Raw genomic sequence first — 24,364 nt, forward strand, 5'->3', positions numbered from 1 at the left:
GGACTACCTTACATTTAAATTCTGCACTATATTTTGCCATAAAAAGACCCCCATAAGTTAGATTCCTTGGTCTAACTTATGGGGGTCTCTACAGTCAGTACGGACTTTATTTCCGATGCGTGTCAGTCTTATCTTTTCGATTTTTCGTCGTTGGTCATCAGTTATCGCAAGGGAATGTTGCTCTTGCTTACCAGCCGCGCGGCGTTGTTGATGCCGATTTCTTCGAGCAGCTTGACGTAGGCTGTGCGGATCACTTCGGCATATTGGCTGGGCCCGATGATGATCTCTTCCAGTGCTTCCTGCAGCGGCAGGCCCGGATAGTCATCGCCTGGGCCACATATCGGCAGCTTATAGATGATCTGTGGGATTCCGTCGATGACTTCGATGTCATAGGCCAGCCGTCCCTGTGAAGATTCCTTGTAGATGAACCGCCACTCGCGTTCCTCGACAAAGCCCGGGTTCTTGATGGAAAACAACGAGGTCATCAGCATGTCGACGAAATAGTTCAAGACTTGTGTGGATGGATGCTCCTGGAGTGTTGCCAGACTGCGTTCGATATTTTCGAGCATCCAGTCAAAGCCAGCCGAGAATTGCTCCTGGGTCAGGTATTCCACCGGTGACAGCAGGAGCGGCAGTGGTTCGAGGGGGCGGAATATGGCGTTGGGATTGAGAACGAAGGCTACACCTGTCTTACGTCCGTAGGCCCGCCACATTGACAGCCGCCCCCTGCCCTTCTCTGCTGGTGCATGTTCAGAGACGCAGGCCAGATAGGTATGGGTGATGTATTGCTGTTCGTTGCGGTTCAGGTCACTGAGCAGGGATTCCAGCATATTGCTGCCCCAGTGCAGCTGCTGGCTGATGGCCTGGATCCGCTGGCGCCGTGCTGCGGAGCTGTAAATGGTATGGTTGAGCAGCTGGATGCCGTAGTCGATTTCACGGTAGTCGTTCATGCAGGCCGCCGCCCGCATCCAGAGATGACGCCCTTTGAGGATGTTGATGCCCGTGGTCGCACTGGTATAGTAGGCAAAATGCATGTTTTCCAGCTTGGTCTCCTCCAGCCGCCGTGCATAGATGGGCTGGAAGATCTTCAGATATTCGCCACGGTCATAGGCTTCGGCTGTGCGGATGCGGCTGTCAGCAGTGTTTGCCTCGGTGGCGATGCCGTTTTCCTCGCAGGCAGCCAGCGCTTTCTCCAGCGGCATGGGACGGCCGAAATAGAAGCCCTGCATCTTCTCGCAGCCGATCTTGGTCAAGAAATCGGCTTGCTCTTTTGTCTCCACGCCCTCTGCGATGGTGTGGATGCCGACTTTCTTCGCCATGCAGACCGCGGATTCGATGATTGTCTTGGCGCGTGGCGAAAACGGTGCTAGGAACCGCATATCGATCTTCAAGGCTTCGAACTGATGGTTCTTCAGCACATTCAGGGAGGAACTGCCCTCGCCGAAGTCATCGAGCCATACCAAGTAACCAGCTGCTTGAAAGCGCTTCAAAGAGGATTCGATGCGCTTGTCCTGGGCAAAGATGTTTTCTGTGACTTCGATGCGCAGCAGTTCACGGGGCAGCTGATACTGGTCCATCGCCGCTTCTACCAGGGCAAAGAAATCCCCGGCCAAAAAGTCAAGCCGCGACAGGTTCAGGGAAATTGGCAATTGCGGCTGGTTCTGCTGCTGCCTGCTGGCAAGCGTTTGGCAGACCTCTTTGACTACGGCCAGATCAAGTTTGTGCGTCTGGTTGGTGGCTTCCAGCACACCGAGAAAAACGCTGGGCGTGATCGTGCCGTAGATGGGATCTGTCCAGCGGGCCAGAGCTTCAAAGGCACAGATTTTTCCCGTCAGGCTGCGGATGATTGGCTGGTAATGGACGGTGATCTCATGCCTTTCGATCGCCTCGTCGATATGCTCCGCCAGATAGCATTCCAGCGAGGTCTTGCCTGCAAGCTTTGCGTTTGCTGTATCCATAATCCATCGACTTCTTTCTCTTGCAGATTATCAGCGAGAATGGTATCGTTTCTCATGGCCGCGGATAGCGTGGAGTCATAGGAATTCGTCCTGCTCGATGTTGGCACTGCCGCATACGGGACAGCTGATGGCGTAGTCATCGGCCAGCCAGCGATAGCCGCAGTCTTCACAGACATAATTGTTGTAGACGTAGTTGTTTTCGTCATCGTAGTAACGCTCATCATCATCGTCGTCATCAAACATGATGTCCCCTCCTCCTTTGCACAATACCCCCATGGAATCGGCAGGGTGCGAGTTCATGGGGGTACTTTTGTTTCCAGAAAAGATTATGCTTGTAGCTTGCCAGCCGTGGCACCGTAGATGGCAAATTCGTTTTTGCCGTCGAGTCCCAGGACTTCGTTGAGCTTGTCGTCCTCGTAGGCGCCCAGTGCGCAGACGCCTATCTTGACCGTCTGGGCCGCAAGATATAGGTTCTGGCAGACGTGGCCAGCATCGAGGAACAGATAGCGGTAGGCGCGGCTGCCAAAGAGATAGGTCATGCGTTCAGGCACGGCGCTCCAGACAAAGGTAACCGCATTGTTCTTGGCCATATTCTGGGCCCGGAAGCAGGCGCAGAAGGCTTCGCCCATTTCCTCTGCCGTCCGTAGCGGCAACAGGGCGTGCTCAAAGGCCAGATAGCGATAAAGCCCTGGCTTTATGCCCTTGACGTTCTGGATGAAAAGATACGTCTCGAAGGCATGGCGGGCACCGGCTGACGGCACATTGCGCTTGCTGGCGCCCTTGGGCAGCCCCATCTTGACGCCCTGGGTGCACCAGAGCAGATAGGAAAGCTCCTTTATCGTCAGCGGCACCTGGCTGTACTGGCGCACCGAAGCCCGCAGCTCGATGACCTCCAGGAAGTTGACGGGCATATCGGGGAGCAATTCCGGCTCCGGCAGCGGAATGATCTTCGTGCCAGGGGACACGGCTTTTTCCGGTGCTGGCGGTTCGGCACCTTCCATTTTGGGGACGCTGGGATTCTTGGCCATGGTGGTTGCGGCCAGGAACTCCTGCGCGATTGGATATTCTTTCATAGGGTAATCCTCGCTTACATATCCGGACGGACGCCGGTCTTGCCTGTGAACTGGTGATAGTTTCCACCCTTGCGGCGGCTCATAAGCTCATCTAAGAGCTGATCTGGCGTGAGCTTGTGATAGGCCAGCAGCACCAGGCAGTGATACCAGAGGTCGCCCATCTCGTAGAGGACTTCCTTCGGCGCCTGATTCTTCGAGGCAATGACTGTCTCCACGGCTTCCTCGCCGACTTTCTTGAGGATCTTATCCTGTCCTTTATCGAAGAGATAATTTGTATAGGAGCCTTCCACGGGATTGAGCTTGCGGTCCTGGATGACGTTGTAGAGGTCATTCAAGACCGTAGCCAGCGATACCTGCGGCTCCGGCGGCACGACAGCCACGCCCTTTTCCTCCTCGCCCACGAGCTTGCGCCCGCTGAAGCAGGTATAGGTGCCCGTATGGCAGGCCACACCCGTTTGATGGACCCGCACCAGCAGCGTGTCGCCATCACAGTCGTAGGAGATTTCTCGCACCTTCTGCTTGTTGCCAGACTCTTCGCCCTTGTTCCAGAGTTTCTGGCGGCTGCGGCTGAAGAACCAGGTATACCCTGTTTCAATCGTTTTCTTGAGGGATTCCTCATTCATATAGGCCATCATGAGAACCTGACCGTTCTCCTCCTGGATGATGGCCGGTACCAGACCTTTTTCGTCAAATTTTACCATGGAAATATCAATGTTTTTGTCCATCAGAATCTTACCTCCACGCCACGAGATTTCAGATAATCCTTGACCTGCCGCACCGTGAACTGGCCATAGTGGAACACCGAAGCTGCCAGAACCGCATCCGCCTTGCCCAGCGTCAGCACATCGTAGAAGTGCTCGAGCTTGCCAGCACCGCCCGAAGCGATGACGGGCACATCGACGGCCTCCGAGACTGCCCGCGTCAGCGGGATATCATACCCATCCTTCGTGCCATCGGCATCCATGCTCGTGAGCAGGATTTCGCCAGCACCGAGGGCCACGGCCTTCTTGACCCATTCGATGCAGTCAAGACCCGTCGGCGTGCGGCCGCCATTGATGAAGACTTCCCATTTGTCCTCGCCTGTGCGGCGGGCATCCACCGCCAGCACGACACACTGGCTGCCGAACTTTTCGGCACCTTCGCGGATGAGCTCAGGATCCTTGATGGCAGCTGTGTTAAGAGAGGTCTTGTCCGCTCCAGCCTTCAGCATGCGGCGCATATCGGCAGCCGAACGGATGCCGCCGCCCACCGTGAAAGGGATGAAGACCTGGGAGGCGCAGTCCTTAGCTACCTGCACCATGGTATTGCGTTCTTCGTTGGAGGCCGTGATGTCGAGGAAGACCAGCTCATCGGCACGCTCTTCGTCATAGCGTGCCGCCAGCTCCACCGGATCGCCTGCATCCCGCAGGCCTACAAAATTGGTTCCCTTGACCACCCGGCCATTCTTGACGTCAAGACAAGGAATTATCCGTTTCGTATACATTTTAATCCTCCTTGGCGGCAATTTCAATAGCCTGCTGTAAATCCAGGGTACCCATATAGATCGATTTGCCGACAATCACGCCCTCGATGCCGTCCTTTTCATAGGGCTTGAGGGCTTCGATATCCGCCGTTGACTTGACGCCCCCCGAGGCGACGATATTCACGCCGCTTTCCCGGGCCAGCTTGGCCGTAGCCTCCACGTTGACACCTTCCAGCGTACCATCGCGGGAAATATCCGTATAGATGATGGTCTTGACTCCAGCTTTCTTCATTTCCTTGGCCAGCGTCGTGACATCCACATCCCCGGAAACGCCCCAGCCATCGACGGCCACAATGCCATCTTTGGCATCGATGCCGACCACGATGCGGTCGCCATATTTGGCGCAGGCCTCCTTGACGAGGGCAGGATTCTTGACCGCCACCGATCCGAGGATGACGCGGCGCACGCCCAGTGCCAGCACTTCGTCGATATTCTCCATCGTGCGGATGCCGCCACCGAGTTCCACCGGGATGTCCACCGCGGCGAGGATCTCTTTCACGGTCTCAAGATTGCGGGATGCACCAGCCAGCGCGCCGTCAAGATCGACAAGATGCAGGAACTGCGCCCCCTGACTTTCCCACTTCTGGGCCATTTCAGCAGGTTTATCGGAAAAGACAGTCTCCTGCGCAAAATCGCCCTTGAACAGGCGCACGCATTTACCGTCGCGGATATCGATTGCAGGGAAAATCAGCATGGTTACAACTCCTTTTAGCCTTCTACGAAATTCTTGAGGATCTGCAGGCCAACGTCGCCTGACTTCTCGGGATGGAACTGGGTGGCCTGGATGCCGCCGCTGGCGACGGCCGCGGTAAGCTTCCCGCCATACTCGGTCCAGGCCGTGACGACCGACGGATTGTCAGGCACCGCATGGTAGCTGTGGACGAAATAGACATAGGGATTAGCCGCAAGTCCCGCAAAGAGGTCAAGGGGCCGGCGCGGTCTCACGACAGACAGGCTGTTCCAGCCCATATGCGGCACCTTCAGCTCCGGTGCCTGGATCTTCCTGACCATTCCCTGCAGGAAGCCCAGGCCGCGGACACCTGGCGACTCCTCGCTGCCCTCGAAGAGGATCTGTAAGCCGACGCAGATGCCAAGCAGCGGCTTGCCGCTGTCGACGCACTGGCGGATGGCAGGGATGAGCCCCGAGTCCGTGAGTTTCTTCATGCACTCGCCAAAGGCACCTACGCCTGGCAAGACGAGCTTATCGGCCTGAAGGATGTCCTCTGCCCTGCTGGTTACCTTGACGTCAGCCCCCAGGGCGGCAAAGGCCTTCTCAACACTATATAAATTACCTGCTCCATAGTCGATTATCGCAATCATCGCTGGCCCTCCTCTTTACAGCATGCCCTTCGTGGATGGGATGCCCTCGACACGTGGGTCGTCTTCTACCGCCTGGCGGATGGCATGGCCTAGGGCCTTGAAGACAGCCTCGACCTTGTGATGGGAATTCGTGCCATAAAGGACCTTGACATGCAGCGTGATGCCTGCATTAAAGGCAAAGGCCCGCAGGAATTCTTCGGTAAGTTCCGAATCGTAGCCACCGATCATCGGTGCCATCGGCCCGCCGTCATAGACAAGGAATGGCCGCCCGCTGATATCGAGGGAGACGAAAGCCAGGGATTCATCCATCGGCAGATAGAAGGTGCCGTAGCGGCGGATGCCCTTCTTATCGCCAATGGCCTGCTTGAAGGCCTGTCCGAGTGCGATGCCGATATCTTCTACCGAGTGGTGCCCGTCGACCTCAAGGTCACCGTCACAGGCCAGCGTCAGGTCGAGCAGGCCGTGGGAAGCCATGAGGTTCAGCATGTGATCGAAGAAACCGATGCCCGAATCGATGACGCCATTGCCACGGCCGTCAAGATTCAGCACGAGCTTGATGGCTGTTTCCGCCGTTTTGCGTTCTACAGATGCTGTACGCATACTCATGCCCTGCCCTCCACAAACTGCCGGATGGCATCAAGCCACTGGTCATTCTCTTCGCGCAGGCCCATCGAGATGCGCAGGCAGTTCTTGAGCCCCGGCGCATCGCCGAAGCAGCGCACACCGATGCCCTTGCTCTCCAGATATTCGTTGAGCTTTGCTGCCTTGGCATACCGGATCAGCACGAAATTCGTCTCTGACGGATAGACGGTGACGCCAGGCAGCTTGTCGAGCTCGGCGCTCATGCGCTTGCGCTCGGCGATCATCATCTGGATGCGCGGCACATATTCATGGCGCATCTGGTAGACGATGTCAGCCGTGGCCAGCGACAGGACGTTCATATGGTACGGCATGTACGCTTTCTCGATCATCGTGACGATGGCCGTGCTGGCGAGCATGTAGCCGACACGGGCCGAGGCCAGGCCGTAGGCCTTCGAGAAGGTGCGGGCCACGATGAGGTTGGGATGGCTGCTGAGCAGGCCGACTGCTGTGCGGCCATAAAACTCGATATAAGCCTCATCGATGAGCAGTGCGCAGTTGCCATGGATGTTGTCGGCGATGTATTCGATATCGCTGACCGAATAGCCCGTTCCCGTGGGATTGTTCGGGTTGCAGATAACGGCCAGGGCGGCTTTTTCCTCATTGACCGTATTGACGAATTTCTCGATGTCGAGGGAGAAATCCTCCTCGAGGGCTACCGGGATGCCCGTAGCCTGCGCGGCCTTGGCATAGATGCGGTACATCGAGAAGGAAGGTTCCGGATAGACGATCTTCTTGGCCTTCGTACCGCCAAAGCAGTAGAACAGCTTTTCAATGATCTCACTGGAGCCGCTGCCCAGCAGGACGTTCTCCTTCTGCAGCTTGTGGTTGTCGGCGATCTGCTCGCGCAGGGCATCGTATTCCTCATTCGGATAGCGGTTGAATGCGACGCGGGAGAGACGCCCCATCAGGCGGTCTTCCACCATCGGCGGCAGGTTCATATTGCACTCGTTGGCATTGACCTTGATCTGCCAGTCGCGCTCCACCACATCATAGGATGGCATATCCTTCAAACCAGTACGGTATTTCAACATAATTCTTTATTTCCTCCTCAAACGGATTGCATTCGCATGAGCTTGCAGGCCTTCGTTTTCGGCCAGGCGGATGATATCCTCGCTGACTGCCTGCAAAGCTGGCTGTGTATACGAGATGATGCTCGTGCGCTTCATGAAAGTTTCGACATTCAGTACGCTGTAATAGCGGGCCGTGCCGCCAGTCGGCAGCACATGGTTCGGGCCGGCGAAATAATCGCCGAGGGGCTCGGGCGAGTAGGCGCCAAGGAATACAGCGCCCGCATGACGCACATAGGGAAGCAGCTGGAACGGGTCTGCCGTCAGCAGTTCCATATGCTCAGGAGCTGAGACATTGGCAAAGCGGATGGCCTGCCGCATGTCGTCGGCTACCACGATAAGACCGTTGCGTGCAATCGAAGCCTGGGCAATCTCGCGGCGCGGCAGCTCTAAAAGCTGCTTTTCGACCTCGGCTTCCACCTTGGCTGCAAGTTCTGCGTCGTCGGTAATCACGATGCTGGAAGCCAGCGGGTCATGCTCCGCCTGGCTAAGCATATCGGCAGCAGTATAGACGGGATCTGCCGTCTTGTCGGCGACAATGAGGATTTCGCTTGGGCCTGCGAGCATGTCGATATCGACATTGCCGTAGACTTCCTTTTTGGCCAACGTGACAAAGATATTGCCCGGGCCGGTAATCTTATCGACACGCGGGATGGTCTCCGTGCCAAAGGCCATGGCAGCGATTGCCTGCGCCCCGCCAATCTTATAGATTTTCTTCACGCCGGCAGCCCGGGCGGCAATCAGCACATAGGGATTGATCTGCCCGTTCTTGGGCGGCACCATCATGATGATCTCACGGACACCAGCCACGACAGCCGGTACGGCGTTCATGATGACCGAGGACGGGTAAGCTGCCGTGCCTCCCGGTACATAGATGCCCACCCGGTCGAGGGGAATCACCGACTGGCCCAGCAGCGAGCCGTGCTCACGATAGGTCATCCACGAATTTGGCTTCTGCTCCTGATGATACCGGCGGACGTTTTCGGCGGCCTTGTGCAGGGATTCGACGACAGCCGGATCGGCAGCAGCCTCTGCCGCTGCGAACTCTTCCTCGGTGACGAGGAAGCTCTCCGGCGTAAGCTCGACGCGGTCGATAAGCTTCGTGTAATGGATGACTGCCTTGTCGCCGTCCCTGCGGACATCGCCGACAATCTGGCGCACAAGCTCAGCCGCACTCATATCACGGCCGAAGAGCTTTTTATTGCTCTCGCGGATCTTCGGACTAAGCTCTACTTCATCAAAGGCAGCCTTCGTGAGCATGCGCTCGACTTCCAGCTCCCCAACCTCACTTGCTTTTACGATTCTCATTTTGCAGCCTCGCTTTCCAGTATCTTACGCAAATCACTGACCATGGTATGGATGCGGTCGAATTTCATCTTGAAGCTCACGCGGTTGGCGATAAGCCGGGCCGTTGCCTCCTGGATGGATACGATCTCCTCGAGATCGTTCTCCTTGAGGGTCGTTCCCGTCTCGACGATATCGACGATGCTCTCCGACAGGCCGACGATCGGGCCGAGCTCGATCGAGCCATTGAGCTTGATGTATTCCATCTGCATGCCGTGGCGGTTGAAGAACTGCTCGGCGATATGCGGGAACTTCGTCGCGACGCGGGTGTGATTGTAGTCCGTCAGCTTGGCGCGCTTGGCAGACTTTGGCACGGCCATCATCAGATGGCAGCGGCCAAAGCCGAGATCCAGGAGCTCGTAGACATCCTTGCCGGATTCGAGCAGGACATCCTTGCCGATGACGCCGATATCGGCGGCACCATACTCTACATAGGTCGGTACGTCGGCCGTCTTGGAGACGATGAACTTTATTTTCTTCTCCTCATTGGTGATGACGAGCTTGCGCGATTTATCGGATAGGCCTTCTGCCGTATAGCCAATCTTTGCCAAAAGTTCTGCCGACAGGCCAAACAATTTCCCCTTAGGCAGGGCAATTGTCAGGTAATCCATATTGTTTGACTGCATAGTTGACCTCCTGGATGATTCTTTATCTCGTTAAAGTAATAACATGTAACAATACTAACATGTAAAGTTGTAAACGTCAAGCCAAGGTGTTAATTTCTTTCGTCCGCCTCACGCAGCAGGCAGAGCTCCGGAGCATCACCGGCAGCTGGCGGCTGATGATGCCTGGCGATGAGCGCCGCTTCGCCGGTCAGGCCGATGGCGCGCAGCTTGGCGGCGCCGATCTCCGCATGATGGTAGTAGACGTAGATGGCATGGCCAGGCTTTGACCAAAGCCCCTGCCCCCCAGGGCAGGCGAGCTTCTCAGCCAGCCGGGGCAGGAAACGGTCCATGAGCACCGTGAAGACCTTGCCCCAGACGTCAAGATCCCCCCTGACGCGGCCGACATCGTGCAGCAAGGCGCAGCGCAGCAGCATGGACCGGTCAACGGTCAGATCTGACATGTCAGCCAGTGCCAGCGCCGTGCGGGCCACATGGAGTGCATGGTACTGATCGGCAGGATGCATCGCATAGAACAGCGGCTGCGCAGCTGCTGGGATTGACTTGTCAACCCAGGCCCGGTCAGCGGGCGTGATGGCTGCCGTCATGGCGCGGCAGAATTGGCGGATCCGCTGCCTCATGCGAGGTATACCAGCTCGCGGTAGCCCTTGGCCTGCTTCGCCGTCTCGGCTTCGGCCTGGGTCTGTGCCGACAGGGACAGCTCGACGGTTTTGCCGGTGCGGCGCAGTGTTTCAGCTTTTTCTACCGCCATGGCCTCCTTGCCCGCCGCATAGGCCAGATAGATGTCGCGGGCGCGCATCGGGCGTTCGATGCCCTGGCGCTCCAGAGCGAGCAGGATGCGCTCGATGCCGCTGGCAAAGCCCGTGGCCGGGCAGGCATTGCCGAAGTCGGCCAGCAGGTGGTCATAGCGGCCGCCACCGCAAAGCGGGAAGCCCAGCCCCGGCGTATAGGCCTCGAATACCATCCCCGTGTAGTAGCTGAAGTCACGGATGATGCCCAGATCGAAGCGGACGTACTGCTCGACACCATAGGCCTTGAGCAGCCGATAGATTTCACAGAGATTGTCCAGGGCCCGGCGGCTCTGCTCGTTGAGTGCGAGATCGTAGGCCTTCTTTATCATGTCCTCACCGCCGCTGAGCACGGGCAGCTTCTTGAGCACAGACTTCGCCGTTGCGGGCAGGTCGAGGGCGTCCACCGTGTTGCCGAGAGCTACGAGGTCACGCTGCTCCATGGCCAGCTTGAGCTTCTCCTTGACATCAGCGGCGAGATGATACTGCTCCATGATGCCGCTGATGAATTCCACCTGCCCGAGGCAGATCTGGAATTCCGTGAGCCCTGCGCGCAGCAGACCCTGGATGGCCAGCGCGATGATCTCCGCATCGGCAAAGGGGCTCGTGCTGCCCATAAGCTCGACGCCAGCCTGATGGAATTCGCATTGGCGCCCCATCTGCGTCTGCTCATAGCGGAACACACTGCTGATGTACGACAGCTTCATGGGCAGCGGATATTCCTGCAGGCGGCTGCTGACAAGCCGGGCAATCGGCGTCGTCATTTCATGGCGCAGCGCCAAGGTGCGGTTGTCCTTGTCAAAGAGCTTGAACAGATGGGCTTCACTGCTGCGGCTGCTGCCGAGGGTCAGGTTGTCGAGATACTCGATCGTCGGCGTGACGACCTCATCGTAGCCCCATTCCGCAAAGAGCTCGGCGAGCTTCGTCTCGATTGCCCGCTTGCTGGCCGCTTCACTCGGCAGGAAGTCACGGGTACCGTAAGGGATTTCCAATACATTCTTGTCTTTTTCCATCGGTTCTTCGCTCCTTTGATTTTCGGATTGTCGTTTTATTCAGGCTGCTCTGGCAGGCGCTCGAGTACCGTCTTGTAGCCATCAGCACCGTAGTTGAGACAGCGCTTGACGCGGCTGATCGTCGCCGTGCTGGCACCAGTCTGCTCGACGATGTCGTCATACGTATGGCCGGCCTTGAGCATCCTGGCCACTTCGAGCCGCTGCGACATGGATTTGAGCTCACTGATCGTGCAGATATCCTCAAAGAATTGATAGCATTCATCCATGTTTTTCAGCGCGAGCACTGCCTGACATAGCTGGTCATTGAGCTTGTCCTTCAGTTTCGGATTAACCATAATCCTGTATCCTCCTCCAGTTGTTCTTTCCGTCTTTATTCCTTTAGTTTGTGAAATTACCTGTCATTATAGCACAGCCTGCCGCAAAAGAAAAGCCCTTTGGCACGATTAGTCGTGCCAAAGGGCTCAGATTGTAAATTACCACAACTGTCTGTCCATCTGAAAAGGATTTTTAGCCATCGATTGCAAACTTTATCGTTGCTTCCAGTCCCGGTTTCAGCGTAAACGGCAAATCTGCGGGAAGTGATATACGTACCGTCAAGCGGCCATCACCGCCAGCAGAATCTGACTTGTCAGCTTCATCCTCGGAAGGCGTTGACGGGTCAACGATATCCTGCACTGTCCCCTGCAGTTTGTGGCCATCGAGTTCGTATTCGGCAAACTGGCCGAGACGGATAGCAGCTGCCTGCTCGGGCGTCACGCGTGCCTCGATCCAGGCGCTGCCTGCATCCATGATGTTCGCGATGGCCTGGTCCGCTTTGACGGCTGTATCAGCGGCTGCTGTATCCGTAAGGATGACCGTACCTGCTGCCGGTGCCAGGATCTCTGTCGACTGCTGATCCTGCTGGGCATTAGCCAGTGCTGCTTCTGCCTGTTTGACCTGCGCCTCGGCCTGCTTGAGGATTTCGGGGCTTACGGGCACTGTCGTGGTCTGCGCCGGTGCCGTATAGGCCGGCCGGCTGCTTGCCGATTGTGCGGCTGCCTGCGCTGCTGCATAGGCGGCCGCAGCTTCATCGCGCTTGACAGCACTGATAGCGCCCATGCTATAGAGCTCATTCATGCGCTGCATGCGGCTATAGGCCTGCGCCGCACGCTGCTGGGCACCGGTATCGACCTGCGGTACAGCCGCAGGCGCAGCCGGCGTCGTCATCGTCGTGCCCTTCTTGAGCTGCTCGAGGCTTTGTTTGCTGAGCTCAAGGTTCTGCTGCAGCTGCTGGATGTCTGCGTCCGTGATATTCGTCTCGACACGGGCAATCACATCGCCGGCTTCGACATGATCGCCATCACTTACTACGACTTCCGTGATCTTGCCGGCCGAGCGGGCCTTCACGGGTACCAGCGTACTGGCTACCTTAGCATCATAGACCGTCAGGGTCTTGTTGTGATGCTGATACCAATAGACGCCGCCACCAGCCAGGAGCGCCAGCAGCACTAGACCAAGCGCGCCGAAGCGAAGGATGTTCTTGACTTTGCTTGTGATGTCTTTTTCCATGCGGGATACCTCCCTACTATATAGTCACCAAGATAGAACGACTCCCTCTTTCCAGAGGGAGTCTGTTCCTTTATCTATGGAACGATCAGCCGAGCTGGCTTTCGATCATAGCAAATGCTTTATCGAGTGCCTGCGGGATCGCATTGGCGTCTTTACCACCAGCCTGAGCCATGTCCGGACGGCCGCCGCCGCCACCACCGACAACGGCAGCTGCTTCTTTGATGACCTTGCCGGCATGGATGCCCTTGCCAACAGCAGCCTTATCGGCTTTGACGACGAGGTTGACCTTGCCATCGTTAGCGCAAGCCAGCACGACAACGCACGGCGACTCGAGCTTCGAGCACGTCATATCCGCAACGTCGCGGAGCTCATCCATGCCAGCAGCATTCGATTTGCCGCAAGCAACCGCAACGCCATTCACGGTCTTCATGCCGCCGAGCAGATCTGCAGCATCAGCCTGCTCACGCATAGCAGCGACTTCCGCGAGCTCTTTCTGCATAGCCTTGACCTCAGCCTGTACCTTCTCGATCTGAGCCGGGACATCTTCCTCCTTGGCCTTGAGCTTGGCAGCAGCCTCGGCGAGGACTGCCATCTTGCCCTGGACATAGTCAAGGGCAGCCTGGCCCGTGATAGCCTCGATGCGGCGTACGCCCGATGCGACACCGGACTCGCTGACGATCTTGAACATGCCGATCTGGCCGACGTTCTTGACATGGGAACCGCCGCAGAGCTCCATCGAGAAGCCCGGGACTTTGACGACGCGGACAACATCGCCGTATTTCTCGGAGAACAGGGCCATAGCACCAGCGGCCTTCGCCTCTTCGATGCCCATATGGCTGATCTCGACATCCGTGCCCTTGAGGATCTCGAGGTTTACGAGTTCCTCGACGTCAGCGAGCTGCTGAGCCGTCACCGGCTCGAAGTTCGTGAAGTCAAAGCGCAGGCGCTCCGGCGTAACGGAGGAGCCTGCCTGGCTTACCTGGTCGCCGACAACCTGCTTGAGGGCAGCCTGCAGCAGATGGGTAGCCGTATGGTTGCGGGCCGAAGCCAGTTTCTTCGTCTGGTCGACTTCAATCTTGACCGTCTCGCCGACCTTGAGCTGGCCTTCCTCAACATAGGCAACATGGTATACCGTGCCATCCGGCAGCTTCTTGGCATTGACAGCCTTGATGCGGCCGAACTCGCTGACCAGCATACCCTCGTCGCCGACCTGTCCGCCGCCTTCGGCGTAGAACGGCGTCTTGTCGAGGATGATGCCAGCCTCTTCGCCGTCCGTGATCTCATCGACGAGCACGCCGTCTTTCCAGATAGCGACGACTTTGCCTTCTTTGGCCGTCTCGTCTACCGTCAGCTTGCTGACATCGATGCTCGAAAGGTCTGGAACCTCGACGCGCGTGTTCTCGGCACGTGCGTTGCGCGCACGCGTGCGCTGCTCTTCCATGGCCTTCTCGAAGCCCTCCTTGTCGAGGTCGAGCTCGTTCTCGTGCAGGATCTCCTCGGTGAGTTCCCACGGGAAGCCGAAGGTATCGTAAAGCTTGAAGACAACCTGGCCATCGAGCTCCTTCTTGCCAGCCTTCTTGACCGTCTCGATCTCGCCGTTCAGGAGCTCCATGCCCTGATTGAGGGTAGCAGCAAAGCGGTCTTCCTCGATGCTGATGACCTTCTTGATGTAGTCAGCCTTGTTGATGAGCTCCTCGAAATCCTTGGCGCCACGGTAGATGTTGACAGCAGCGTCAACGGCACCCTCGAGGAACTTGTCCTTGATGCCGAGCATGCGGCCATGACGGATAGCACGGCGCAGGATGCGGCGCAGGACATAGCCACGGCCCTCGTTGGACGGCAGGATGCCATCCATGATCATGATAGCCATGGAACGGGCATGGTCAGCGATGACCTTCAGCGAGATATCCTTCTCGTCATCCTCGCCGTATTTGACGCCAGCAACGTTGGCAGCATATTCGATGATCGGATAGAGCAGGTCTGTCTCGAAGTTCGTCTTCTTGTTCTGGACAACGGAGGCGATACGCTCAAGGCCGCAGCCCGTATCGATGTTCTTATGCGCGAGGTTGGCATAAGAACCATCTTCTTGCTTGTCATACTGCGTGAATACGAGGTTCCAGATCTCAAGATAACGGTCGCAGTCGCAGCCTACTGCGCAGTCCGGCGAACCGCAGCCGCGCTCCTCGCCGAGGTCGATGTAGATCTCGGAGTCCGGGCCGCACGGGCCAGGGCCGATTTCCCAGAAGTTATCTTCCATCTTGACGATATGATCCTGGGGGAAGCCCGGCTGGGATTTCCAGATCTCGATAGCCTCATCATCATCCGGATAAACCGTTACCCAGAGTTTCTCCTTCGGCAGCTCGACGACTTCCGTCAGGAACTCCCAAGCCCAGGGGATAGCCTCACCCTTGAAGTAATCGCCGAACGAGAAGTTGCCCAGCATCTCGAAGAACGTCTGATGACGCGCCGTGCGGCCGACGTTCTCGATATCGCCGGTACGGACGCAGCGCTGGCTCGTCGTGACGCGCGTGCGAGGCGGCTTCATCTTGCCCGTGAAGAACGGCTTCAGCGGCGCCATGCCTGCACCGATCAGCAGGAGCGTCGGGTCATCTTTCGGGATCAGAGAGAAACTCGGCAGGCGCAGATGGCCTTTTTTCTCGGAAAAGAACTGCAGATATGCTTCGCGCAGTTCGTTACCACTCATATACTTCAAAAAAATCTACCCCCATATAGGTATTTTCAGCAGTGACTTTATCACTGTTGTGTTTATAGAACATCTAGTTGATTATTTTACCATATTTTTCCACGCTTGTGAAACGTTTTATTACAGGTTTACGATTTGCCTTACGAAAGGCTGGCCGCCGCTTCCTGTGCCTGTTCCGTCGTCATGAGGATCTCACGCGGCTTGCTGCCGACATTCGGGCCGACGATATGGAGCTCCTCCATCGTGTCGATGAGCCGGGCCGCGCGCGTGTAGCCGATGCGGAACCGGCGCTGGATGCTCGAAGTCGAAGCCTGCCCTGTCGACATGACGAGATTGACCGCATCCATCAAGAGTTCATCGGTTTTCGGCGCATTGCTGCGGCCGCCATTTTCCTCGGCCTGCTCGGCAGCCAGCGCCTGCTCGGTGAACGCGACGATTTCCTCGTTGGTCTCCATCTCCTGCCCCTGCGAACGGATGAAGTTCAAGAGGTTTTCGACTTCATCATCGCTGATGAACGCCCCCTGTACACGGCGCGGCTTGGCTGCCCCTACCGGATAGAAGAGCATATCGCCCTTGCCCAGCAGTTTTTCAGCACCGCTGCGATCAAGGATCGTACGCGAGTCAATCTGGCTCGACACGGCAAAGGAAATACGCGAAGGAATGTTGGCCTTGATGATGCCCGTGATGACATCTACCGACGGACGCTGGGTTGCGAGCACCATATGGATGCCCGCCGCACGGGCCTTCTGGGCCAGGCGGCAGATGGCATCTTCCACATCGTGGGGCGCGACCATCATGAGGTCCGCCAGCTCGTCGATGATGATGACGATGGCCGGCATCTTGTCCTCTGGGAATTTCTTATTATAGGTATCCATATTGCGGACGTTGTGCTCGGCAAAGCTTGCATAGCGCTTCTCCATCTCCTGCACCGACCAGTTCAGCACCGAGGCCGCCTTCTTCGGATCCGTGACGACTGGCACCATCAGATGCGGGATGCCGTTATAGCCCGAAAGCTCGACCATCTTCGGGTCGACGAGGATGAACTTGACCTCATCGGGCTTGGCCTTGAACAGCACGCTCGTGATCAGCGTGTTGATGCAGACGGACTTACCGGAACCCGTGGCACCGGCGACGAGCAGATGCGGCATTTTCGCCAGGTCAGCAAAGATAGCCTGGCCGCCGATATCCATGCCAAGACCTACGGTCAAGCGGGATTTCGCATCGGCAAATTTCGGGCTTTCGAGCACCTCACGGAGCTCGACGCCCTCCAGCTCCTTGTTCGGCACCTCGATGCCGATGGCAGATTTGCCTGGTATCTGCTCGATGCGCACCGAGGAGGCTGCCAGACGCAGGGCGATATCGTCAGCCAGATTCGTGATCTTGCTGACCTTGACGCCGGCTGCCGGCTCAAGCTCATAACGCGTGACGGCCGGACCGTGGCAGGCATTGATGATGGTTGCCTTGACCTTGAAGTCCGCCAGCGTCTGCTGCAGCGTGCGCGCGTTGTCCTCGATCTCGATCTCAAGCGCAGCATTCTTTTTCTTCGCGTGCTTGGACAGGAGCTCCGTGACCTTCGGCATCTCGTAGGGTCTGGCAGGCGGCGGGGCCGCTTCGCTTGCCTTCGCCGCAGCTTCCGAGCCATCGAGCAGGGCCGCGGCCGGACGGATCGGCGCGATCTCGCCGTATTCAGGCATCGGCGTTGGGTTCTTGCGCATGGGCTTGGGCGACGGTGCGACGACCGGCTCTGTATGCGGCACGGTCACAGGATTTTGCGGGATGTCCGGTTCCTCCTCCTGGCTGCGCCCGTATTCAATCGTGAATTTTGGCACCGGCGGTTCCTCGCTTGCCGGCTCTGGCTCTGGTTCAGCGATAACCGGTTCCGGTCTTTCCGTTTTATCCGGCGCAAGCTCAGCGGGCATTTCGTCTTCCGTCTGGGCAAAATGCGGATCGCGCTCCTGATTGTAGAACGAATTCTTGACCTTTTCCTTGACGGCATCGACGACGCGCTCTTCGACGCGGCCGCTGACATCGGCCACCTTCTCATAGGCGACCGAGACTGCTTCGCCGGCAGCACTAGCCCCCTTGGCTGCCGTCTGCTGGGTCCTCATAAGCCCCGCAGCCAGCGACCACGTCGTCGAGAGCAGGATAGAGCCGATCGTGCCTGCGCCGAGCAGGATGATCGAACCATCGACGCCGAAGAACTTGCGCAGGACAAACAGCAGGCCGCCGCCCATAAGGCCGCCGCCCCGCGGCAGGCTGTCCGGCAGGATTTCTGCGCCAACAGGAATGACAAAATGATGCCAGATGGCAAGCACGGACAAAAACAGCAGCCCCAGCCCAAAGAACCGTGGCGAATAGACCAGCCCATGATGCTTGGCCATATACTGATAGCCGATCAGCAGGATGACCAACGATATGACAACGGCGCCAATGCCGAACAGATAATGCAGGCATTTGGCAAAATACACCCCGACAAAGCCGACATTCAATCCGAACAGACCGCAGAGGGAGATGAGGCTCACCGCCACAAAGGCCAATCCTGCCAGTTCGTACTTACGGCCCGGATTGGCCGGCTTCACCTCGGCCTTTGCCGCCGTCTTGCGCCGCCGCGTCGTTTTCCGTTCCGTCGTCTTCTTTTTCAAGGGATCACCTCTTTCTCACAAACCTCAAACATGACGCAAAATGGATGCCTCCCCCGCAGGAAAGGCATCCTTTGCGATCAAACCATACTCATTTCGTCAAATGATCGGCACAGCGCTGAGCCTCGAACAGGATGCGCTCCTCATCGAGCGTCTTGAGCTCATGCTTCTCCATCAGCACCTTGCCATCGCAGATGACCGTATCCGCCGAGCTCGAATTTGCCGAGTAGACGAGCAGGGAAACCGGGTTGTTGCGCGGGCACCAAGCCGCACTGTTCATGTCGAACAGCGTGATGTCGGCCTTGCATCCCTTCTCCAGGCGGCCGATGTCGGGGATGCCGACGGCCTGGCCGCCGAACTCCGTGCCCATCTGCAGGGCCTGGAAGGCCGGAACAGCTACCGGATCTAAGCGGTGCACCTTGTGCAGCATCGCTGCCAGGTTCACTTCCTCGAGCATGTCGAGGTTGTTGTTCGACGAGGCACCATCGGTGCCGAGCGCTACGCAGACGCCCTCGTCGAGCAGGCGCGTTACCGGAGCGACGCCGCTGGCCAGCTTCATGTTGCTGCCAGGATTGTGCGCCACGCGGATGCCATATTTCTTGATGATCTCGATATCGTTGTCATCGAGATGGACGCAATGGGCAGCCAGTGTTCCCTTGCCTTCGAAGATACCCGTCTCAGCGACCCAGTCGAACGGACGCCGGCCATATTCCTTGAGGGAGCCATTGACTTCATCGAGCGTCTCATGCATATGGATGTGGATTTCGGCGCCGAGCTCCTGCGCCTTGGCAGCAACCTTCTTGAGGAATGCCGGCGGGCAGGTATACGGCGCATGCGGGCCGAACATGACCGTGATGCGGCCATCGGCTGCACCATGGAAATTGCGGTAAAGCTCCGCATTCTCTTCGAGCTTCTTCTCCCCATCCGGGGCAACACCGATGATGCCGCGCGACAGCACGCCGCGCAGTCCGGCATCCATGGCCGCCTCAGCCACGCGCTCCATCCAGGGCCCGTACATGTCGGCAAACGTCGTCGTACCCGTGCGGATCATCTCGAGCATGGCCAGCATAGCACCCCAATAGATATCGTCAGACGTCATCTTGGCCTCAGCCGGCCAGACCTCGTTGTTGAGCCAGTCCATGAGAGCCATGTCATCGGCATAGCTGCGCAGCAGCGTCATCGACGTGTGCGTATGCGCATTGACAAAGCCAGGCACAGCCAAATGATCCGTGCCGTCGATGACCTTGCCCGGACGGAAATCCTCGGGAACATCGCCTATCCCCGCGATGCGGTTGTTGTCGATCATGATATTCGTTACTGGCGTCGTGCCGTCCGGCATTACCGCGCAAACGTTTTTGATCAGTGTTTTCATGTTACTCTTCCTTCCCTTACTTGTATGTTATTCGAGATTCAGATAAGCACGCTGCTCCGGCGTCAGCACGTCAATGCCTACGCCGAGGGCCTTGAGCTTGATCTCCGCAATCTTCGTATTGATCTCTTCGGGCATCAGATAGACGTCCGGTTTCATTTCCCGGCCTTGGTTCAGCAGATGCAGTGCCGAGAAGAACTGTACACCAAACGAGAGATCCATGATTTCAGCCGGATGGCCGTCACCGGCTGCGAGGTTGACCAGGCGGCCTTCCGCCAGCAGGTAGAGCTTGCGGCCATCGGCCATTTTGAATTCTTCGATGTTGTTGCGTACCGTACGGCGCGATACCGAGCAGCCCGCAAGCTCAGGGATATTGATTTCGCAGTCGAAATGACCCGAGTTAGCCATCATGGCGCCATTCTTCATGACTTTGAAATGGCGTTCGCAGATGACATCCTTATCGCCCGTCAGCGTCAGGAAGATGTCGCCGATCTTGGCAGCCTCATCCATCGGCATGACGCGGAAGCCATCAAATACCGCCTCGATGGCCTTGATGGGATCGACTTCCGTGATGATGACGTTGGCCCCAAGGCCGCGGGCGCGCAGCGCACCGCCTTTGCCACACCAGCCATAGCCGGCGATGACGACATTCTTGCCAGCGATGACGAGATTCGTCGTGCGCATGATGCCGTCCCAGGTGCTCTGGCCCGTGCCATAGCGGTTGTCAAACAGGAATTTCATATAGGCATCGTTCGCCGCGATCATCGGGAACTCCAGCTTGCCCTCTTTGGCAAGCCCCCGCAGGCGGTGGACGCCTGTCGTCGTCTCCTCGGAACCGCCGATGATATTCGGCAGCAGTTCACGGCGCTTCGTGTGCAGCAGATGAACGAGGTCGCCGCCGTCATCGATGATGATGTCCGGCTTGATATCAAGAGCCCTGTCGATGAACGTGAAGTATTCCTCTTCGGTGCAGCCATGCCAGGCAAAGACATTGAGGCCATCCTCGACAAGCGCTGCCGCGATGTCGTCCTGCGTCGACAGCGGATTGCTGCCCGTGATGGCAACTTCTGCCCCTGCATGTTTGAAGATCTCCGCCATGTAAGCGGTCTTCGCCTCAAGGTGCAGCGTGATGACCATCTTCTTGCCGGCAAAGGGCTTCGATTTCGAAAACTCTTCATCAATTGCCGCCATAACCGGCATGAAATTCTTTACCCACTCGATCTTGTCATGCCCCGAAGGTGCCAGCTTGATATCACGGATCATAGATTCCATAAGAAATACCTCCCTGCTTGCAGCGAACAAATCTAATTTATTTTATCACGAAAACGTGTTTGCTGCCACCTTATTTTTCCAGGCGCTTGTCAAGCTCCACGTAGTCCGTGATGTCGATAATGAGCGGTGTCACCGAAATATAGCCTGACTCGGTGGCATAGATGTCGGTCGCACTGCCCTTGTCCGAGTCGTAGATCTCGCCTGCCATCGTATAGAAGACGCGCCCGTCCTTTTCCTGCTGCTTGATGGCAAGGCCGCCGCCTCGTCATAGGACAGCCGGCTGTCGACATCGAGGGACAAGGCCACCGAGGAGATATCGTGCAGATAGCCCTCCATGGCCGCACCGACCGTCCCCGAATAAAGCACATCGGTAGCCAGGTTCGCGCCATGGTTGATGCCCGACACGACAAGATCCGGCTGGGCCTCGCCATCGTGCGCCATACCGCTCTGCTGATACATCGGCGCCGAGACAATGACCTCGTGCTCCTTATAGAGTGCCTTGACCAGTGCCTCGATGCCCTTTGCCTCAATCCCATCATCGTTCGACAAAAGAATACGCATACGATCCCTCCATAGCTGAAAATACATACAAAAAAGGCCGCCCAAACTTGGACAGCCCTAAATCTCAATGGTGACCCACCACGGAATCGAACCGTGAACCTACTGATTAAGAGTCAGTTGCTCTGCCAGTTGAGCTAGTGAGTCAGCTTTTCTTCAAGAGCCTTGCGGCTCCGTCCCTCAAGAACAGGTATTATATTAACACTATGTTTTTTCATTGTCAACATTTTTTTGAAAATTTTTGGCATCACCAGCCTGCCCCCGCAAAAACAGTGCTTGTGTTCTATTTTGTTCTATGGTATCGTGATAGAGAGAAAGTAAGTTCGTCAACTATCCTTTGAAGGAGGTGAGCCGGCGTTATGGCGCTGTCATCTGTTTTTGCCGCAATCGATCTGAAATCTTTTTATGCCTCCGTCGAATGCCACGACAAGGGACTCAATCCGCTGACGACCAATCTCGTCGTCGCCGATGCCAGCCGCACGAGCAAGACCATTTGCCTTGCGGTATCGCCAGCGCTCAAAAGTTATGGCATTCCGGGCCGGGCAAGGCTCTTTGAAGTCAACGAAAAGGTAAAGCAGGCCAACCAGCTGCGGCTGGCAGCAGCCCCGCACCATCGCTTTACGGGAAAATCGGCTGATGCCGCTGTGCTTGCCACACATCCCGAGCTGGCCATCGATTTTGTCATAGCTACGCCGCGCATGGCCCGTTATATGGAAATCAGCACGCAGATCTACAAGATTTATCTGCAATTCATTGCCCCTGAGGACATCCATGTCTACTCCATCGATGAAGTATTCATCGATCTGACGCATTACCTGCGCATCTACCGATGCTCGGCGCAGGAGCTGACACGCCGCATGATCCATGCGGTCTATCAAGCTACGCATATCACTGCCACCGCCGGCATTGCCCCGAACCTGTACCTCAGCAAGGTGGCCATGGATATCGTCGCCAAGCATATGGCCCCTGACGCTTACGGCGTCCGCATCGCTGTGCTTGATGAGCAAAGCTACCGGCAGACGCTCTGGCAGCATCGGCCGCTGACGGATTTCTGGCGCGTCGGCCGCGGCTATGCCAAGAAGCTCGAGCAGCATGGGCTCTGCACCATGGGCGATATCGCCCGCTGCTCCCTCGGCAAGGCCACGGACTTCCATAACGAGGAGCTGCTCTACCGCCTGTTCGGCGTCAATGCCGAGCTGTTGATCGATCATGCCTGGGGCTATGAACCCTGCACCATGGCCGCCATCAAGGCTTATAAGCCTGCAGCCACCAGCATCGGCTCCGGCCAGGTGCTCCAAAATCCTTATCCCTATGACAAAGCCGTCCTCGTGGCCTGGGAAATGACAGATCTGCTGGCCCTCGAACTCGTCGACAAGAAATTGCTGGCCGGCCAGCTCATCCTCGATATCGGCTACGACATCGAAAACACGCGCCAGAACTACCACGGCCCCCTGCACCGCGACCACTACGGCCGCATGGTGCCAAAGCCTGCCCACGGCAGCAGGCATTTTGCTACGCCGACCGCCTCCTCCTCGCTGCTGCTCAAAACCGTCCGGGAGCTCTTTGCTGCCATTGCCGATAAGGACCTGCTGGTACGCCGTCTGACCATCACCTTCGGCGACACGGTCCCGCAGGCAGAATATCAAGCCGCGCCGCCCCCAGCTGAGCTTGACTTGTTCGCCGGACCAGAAGAGTCCGGAATTGACAAGTCAAATGCCAAAGAGACCTCCATCCAGCAGACCATCCTCGCCCTCAAGAAACGCTTCGGCAAGAATGCCATCCTAAAGGGCGCCAACCTGCAGGAAGGAGCCACAGCCATCAGCCGCAACAATCAGATTGGAGGCCACCGCGCATGAAGGAAGAACAGCCGAATAAATACGGCGATATCATCAACCTGCCACGTCCTGCGTCCAAGCGTCATCCGTCGATGCCGCTAGCGAAGCGGGCCGCGCAATTTTCGCCGTTTGCGGCGCTGACCGGCTACGAGGACGCCGTGCGCGAAAGCGCCCGCATCACGCTGCCGCCGCCAAACCTTGCCGATGACGAACAGGAGCTGCTGGACCGCAGTCTCCAGCAGGTGATGGCCGCCCCCTCGCCGAAGGCGGCCATCACTTATTTTGTGGCCGATGCATACAAAGACGGCGGCCGCTATGAAACGCGGACCGCCGTCATCAAACGTCTCGACCATGCCCATCAGCAGCTGGTGCTGCAAGATGGCACACGCATCGACCTTATCCATATTGTCCGCATCCAGCCCCTTTGAGCTGGATGTTTTTTTAACGATAATCGAGATCGCGATTGCCGTTGCGGACTGCCTCCGATACCGGCAGGCTCGCCTCATAGCGGCGGATGATGACCGTTGTCGTCATGACACCTGCCAACAGGATGATTGCCGCCAGCAGGATAACGCGCATCGTCGAGTTATCCGAATCGCCGTCGCCATCGAACAGACCGCCAAGACCTTCCTGCACCGTATCGAGGGCCGGGCCAAAGCTCTGGATGGCGTTATAGGTGTTGTACGCCTGGGCAAACGTGTTCCAGCCGGCCACACCGATGTTCATCAGCGATTTTTCCCGCGCAAAGTTTATCCAGGACTGGATCGTGATGATGATGCCCGAGCCGATGGCCGGCACGATGATCATCAGATAGATGAGACTGGACAATACGCCGAGCATGCTGGCGGGCAGATACCCCGTCGATACGGCGATATACGAAACGACAACCGCATAGACGAAGGTAAAGCCAACCGCTGACTGGATGGCACCGCACCAGGCCAGCAGGCGGACCCAGCCGCCAACTGCCTTGGACTCTGCCCAGATCTGCCCGACGTTGCGGGCATTCAAAAAGCTGATGACCAGGTTCAAGATCATGATACCAATCAACATAGCCATAGTATTCCTCCTTTATCCATAATAATGACAAGT

Annotated in this window: 23 protein-coding genes and 1 tRNA gene; 2 read left to right on the forward strand and 22 right to left on the reverse strand. The window is 57.2% G+C overall.

Annotated features, from left to right (window positions below; genetic code table 11):
• Positions 1-161: 161 nt before the first annotated feature.
• From BM181_RS03570 to BM181_RS03665, 21 genes are all read right to left on the reverse strand, one after another.
• Positions 162-1,958 carry an EAL domain-containing protein gene (locus BM181_RS03570; RefSeq protein ID WP_075442454.1) on the reverse strand — a complete coding sequence of 599 codons (1,797 nt, stop codon included), beginning with the start codon at positions 1,956-1,958 and terminating at the stop codon, positions 162-164.
• A gap of 75 nt (positions 1,959-2,033) precedes the next feature.
• Positions 2,034-2,201 (reverse strand): hydrogenase maturation nickel metallochaperone HypA, encoded by a 168-nt coding sequence (locus tag BM181_RS15060; protein WP_143092097.1) that lies wholly within the window; start codon positions 2,199-2,201, stop codon positions 2,034-2,036.
• 83 nt (positions 2,202-2,284) lie between these two features.
• Positions 2,285-3,031 (reverse strand): SagB/ThcOx family dehydrogenase, encoded by a 747-nt coding sequence (locus tag BM181_RS03575; RefSeq protein WP_075442455.1) that lies wholly within the window; start codon positions 3,029-3,031, stop codon positions 2,285-2,287.
• Between the two features lie 14 nt (positions 3,032-3,045).
• A complete protein-coding gene (hisIE, locus tag BM181_RS03580) occupies positions 3,046-3,756 on the reverse strand; it encodes a bifunctional phosphoribosyl-AMP cyclohydrolase/phosphoribosyl-ATP diphosphatase HisIE (RefSeq protein ID WP_075442456.1) in 711 nt (236 codons plus the stop codon).
• A complete protein-coding gene (gene hisF / locus BM181_RS03585; protein WP_075442457.1) occupies positions 3,756-4,514 on the reverse strand; it encodes an imidazole glycerol phosphate synthase subunit HisF in 759 nt (252 codons plus the stop codon). The genes hisIE and hisF overlap by 1 nt, the downstream gene beginning before the upstream one ends.
• A 1-nt stretch (position 4,515) precedes the next feature.
• Positions 4,516-5,247, reverse strand: a complete 732-nt coding sequence (hisA, locus tag BM181_RS03590; protein WP_075442458.1) for a 1-(5-phosphoribosyl)-5-[(5-phosphoribosylamino)methylideneamino]imidazole-4-carboxamide isomerase — start codon at positions 5,245-5,247, stop codon at positions 4,516-4,518.
• A gap of 14 nt (positions 5,248-5,261) precedes the next feature.
• A complete protein-coding gene (gene hisH, locus BM181_RS03595; RefSeq protein ID WP_075442459.1) occupies positions 5,262-5,873 on the reverse strand; it encodes an imidazole glycerol phosphate synthase subunit HisH in 612 nt (203 codons plus the stop codon).
• Positions 5,874-5,888: 15 nt separating this feature from the next.
• Complete coding sequence (gene hisB / locus BM181_RS03600; RefSeq protein WP_075442460.1) at positions 5,889-6,479, reverse strand: imidazoleglycerol-phosphate dehydratase HisB; 591 nt, start codon at positions 6,477-6,479, stop codon at positions 5,889-5,891.
• Positions 6,476-7,546 (reverse strand): histidinol-phosphate transaminase, encoded by a 1,071-nt coding sequence (gene hisC, locus BM181_RS03605; protein WP_075442461.1) that lies wholly within the window; start codon positions 7,544-7,546, stop codon positions 6,476-6,478. The genes hisB and hisC overlap by 4 nt, the downstream gene beginning before the upstream one ends.
• A 6-nt stretch (positions 7,547-7,552) precedes the next feature.
• Positions 7,553-8,890, reverse strand: a complete 1,338-nt coding sequence (gene hisD, locus BM181_RS03610; RefSeq protein WP_075442462.1) for a histidinol dehydrogenase — start codon at positions 8,888-8,890, stop codon at positions 7,553-7,555.
• Positions 8,887-9,552, reverse strand: a complete 666-nt coding sequence (gene hisG, locus BM181_RS03615; RefSeq protein WP_075442463.1) for an ATP phosphoribosyltransferase — start codon at positions 9,550-9,552, stop codon at positions 8,887-8,889. Before hisG ends, hisD begins: the two co-directional genes overlap by 4 nt.
• An 89-nt stretch (positions 9,553-9,641) precedes the next feature.
• On the reverse strand, positions 9,642-10,169 hold the full coding sequence (locus BM181_RS03620) for an HDIG domain-containing metalloprotein (RefSeq protein WP_075442464.1): 528 nt from the start codon (positions 10,167-10,169) through the stop codon (positions 9,642-9,644).
• The gene (hisZ, locus tag BM181_RS03625) at positions 10,166-11,350 is read right to left on the reverse strand and encodes an ATP phosphoribosyltransferase regulatory subunit (RefSeq protein ID WP_075442465.1); all 1,185 of its coding nucleotides are present in this window, start codon (positions 11,348-11,350) and stop codon (positions 10,166-10,168) included. Before hisZ ends, BM181_RS03620 begins: the two co-directional genes overlap by 4 nt.
• Positions 11,351-11,385: 35 nt before the next feature.
• Positions 11,386-11,685 carry a YerC/YecD family TrpR-related protein gene (locus BM181_RS03630; RefSeq protein WP_075442466.1) on the reverse strand — a complete coding sequence of 100 codons (300 nt, stop codon included), beginning with the start codon at positions 11,683-11,685 and terminating at the stop codon, positions 11,386-11,388.
• Positions 11,686-11,857: 172 nt separating this feature from the next.
• Entirely contained in the window at positions 11,858-12,898 is a 1,041-nt protein-coding gene (locus BM181_RS03635; protein ID WP_075442467.1) for an HlyD family secretion protein, read from the reverse strand.
• Positions 12,899-12,983: 85 nt separating this feature from the next.
• Entirely contained in the window at positions 12,984-15,602 is a 2,619-nt protein-coding gene (gene alaS, locus BM181_RS03640; RefSeq protein ID WP_177207161.1) for an alanine--tRNA ligase, read from the reverse strand.
• A gap of 140 nt (positions 15,603-15,742) precedes the next feature.
• Positions 15,743-18,244: an FtsK/SpoIIIE family DNA translocase gene (locus tag BM181_RS03645; protein ID WP_075442469.1), complete on the reverse strand. Its 2,502-nt coding sequence runs from the start codon at positions 18,242-18,244 to the stop codon at positions 15,743-15,745.
• Between the two features lie 88 nt (positions 18,245-18,332).
• Positions 18,333-19,613 carry an amidohydrolase gene (locus BM181_RS03650; protein ID WP_075442470.1) on the reverse strand — a complete coding sequence of 427 codons (1,281 nt, stop codon included), beginning with the start codon at positions 19,611-19,613 and terminating at the stop codon, positions 18,333-18,335.
• 27 nt (positions 19,614-19,640) lie between these two features.
• Positions 19,641-20,882 carry an adenosylhomocysteinase gene (locus tag BM181_RS03655; RefSeq protein ID WP_075442471.1) on the reverse strand — a complete coding sequence of 414 codons (1,242 nt, stop codon included), beginning with the start codon at positions 20,880-20,882 and terminating at the stop codon, positions 19,641-19,643.
• Between the two features lie 129 nt (positions 20,883-21,011).
• Positions 21,012-21,443 (reverse strand): 5'/3'-nucleotidase SurE, encoded by a 432-nt coding sequence (locus tag BM181_RS03660; RefSeq protein ID WP_075442472.1) that lies wholly within the window; start codon positions 21,441-21,443, stop codon positions 21,012-21,014.
• A 68-nt stretch (positions 21,444-21,511) separates the two neighbouring features.
• Positions 21,512-21,587: transfer RNA gene (locus tag BM181_RS03665), tRNA-Lys, on the reverse strand.
• Between the two features lie 212 nt (positions 21,588-21,799).
• Here BM181_RS03665 and BM181_RS03670 point away from each other — a divergent pair.
• Complete coding sequence (locus BM181_RS03670; RefSeq protein WP_075442473.1) at positions 21,800-23,296, forward strand: Y-family DNA polymerase; 1,497 nt, start codon at positions 21,800-21,802, stop codon at positions 23,294-23,296.
• A complete protein-coding gene (locus tag BM181_RS03675) occupies positions 23,293-23,703 on the forward strand; it encodes a hypothetical protein (RefSeq protein ID WP_075442474.1) in 411 nt (136 codons plus the stop codon). Before BM181_RS03670 ends, BM181_RS03675 begins: the two co-directional genes overlap by 4 nt.
• A gap of 13 nt (positions 23,704-23,716) precedes the next feature.
• Here BM181_RS03675 and BM181_RS03680 read toward each other — a convergent pair whose 3' ends face one another.
• Positions 23,717-24,331, reverse strand: a complete 615-nt coding sequence (locus tag BM181_RS03680) for a hypothetical protein (RefSeq protein WP_075442475.1) — start codon at positions 24,329-24,331, stop codon at positions 23,717-23,719.
• Positions 24,332-24,364: the final 33 nt, after the last annotated feature.

It is taken from the genome of Pseudoselenomonas ruminantium, assembly GCF_900113715.1.
Classification (GTDB): Bacteria; Bacillota; Negativicutes; order Selenomonadales; family Selenomonadaceae; genus Selenomonas_A; species Selenomonas_A caprae.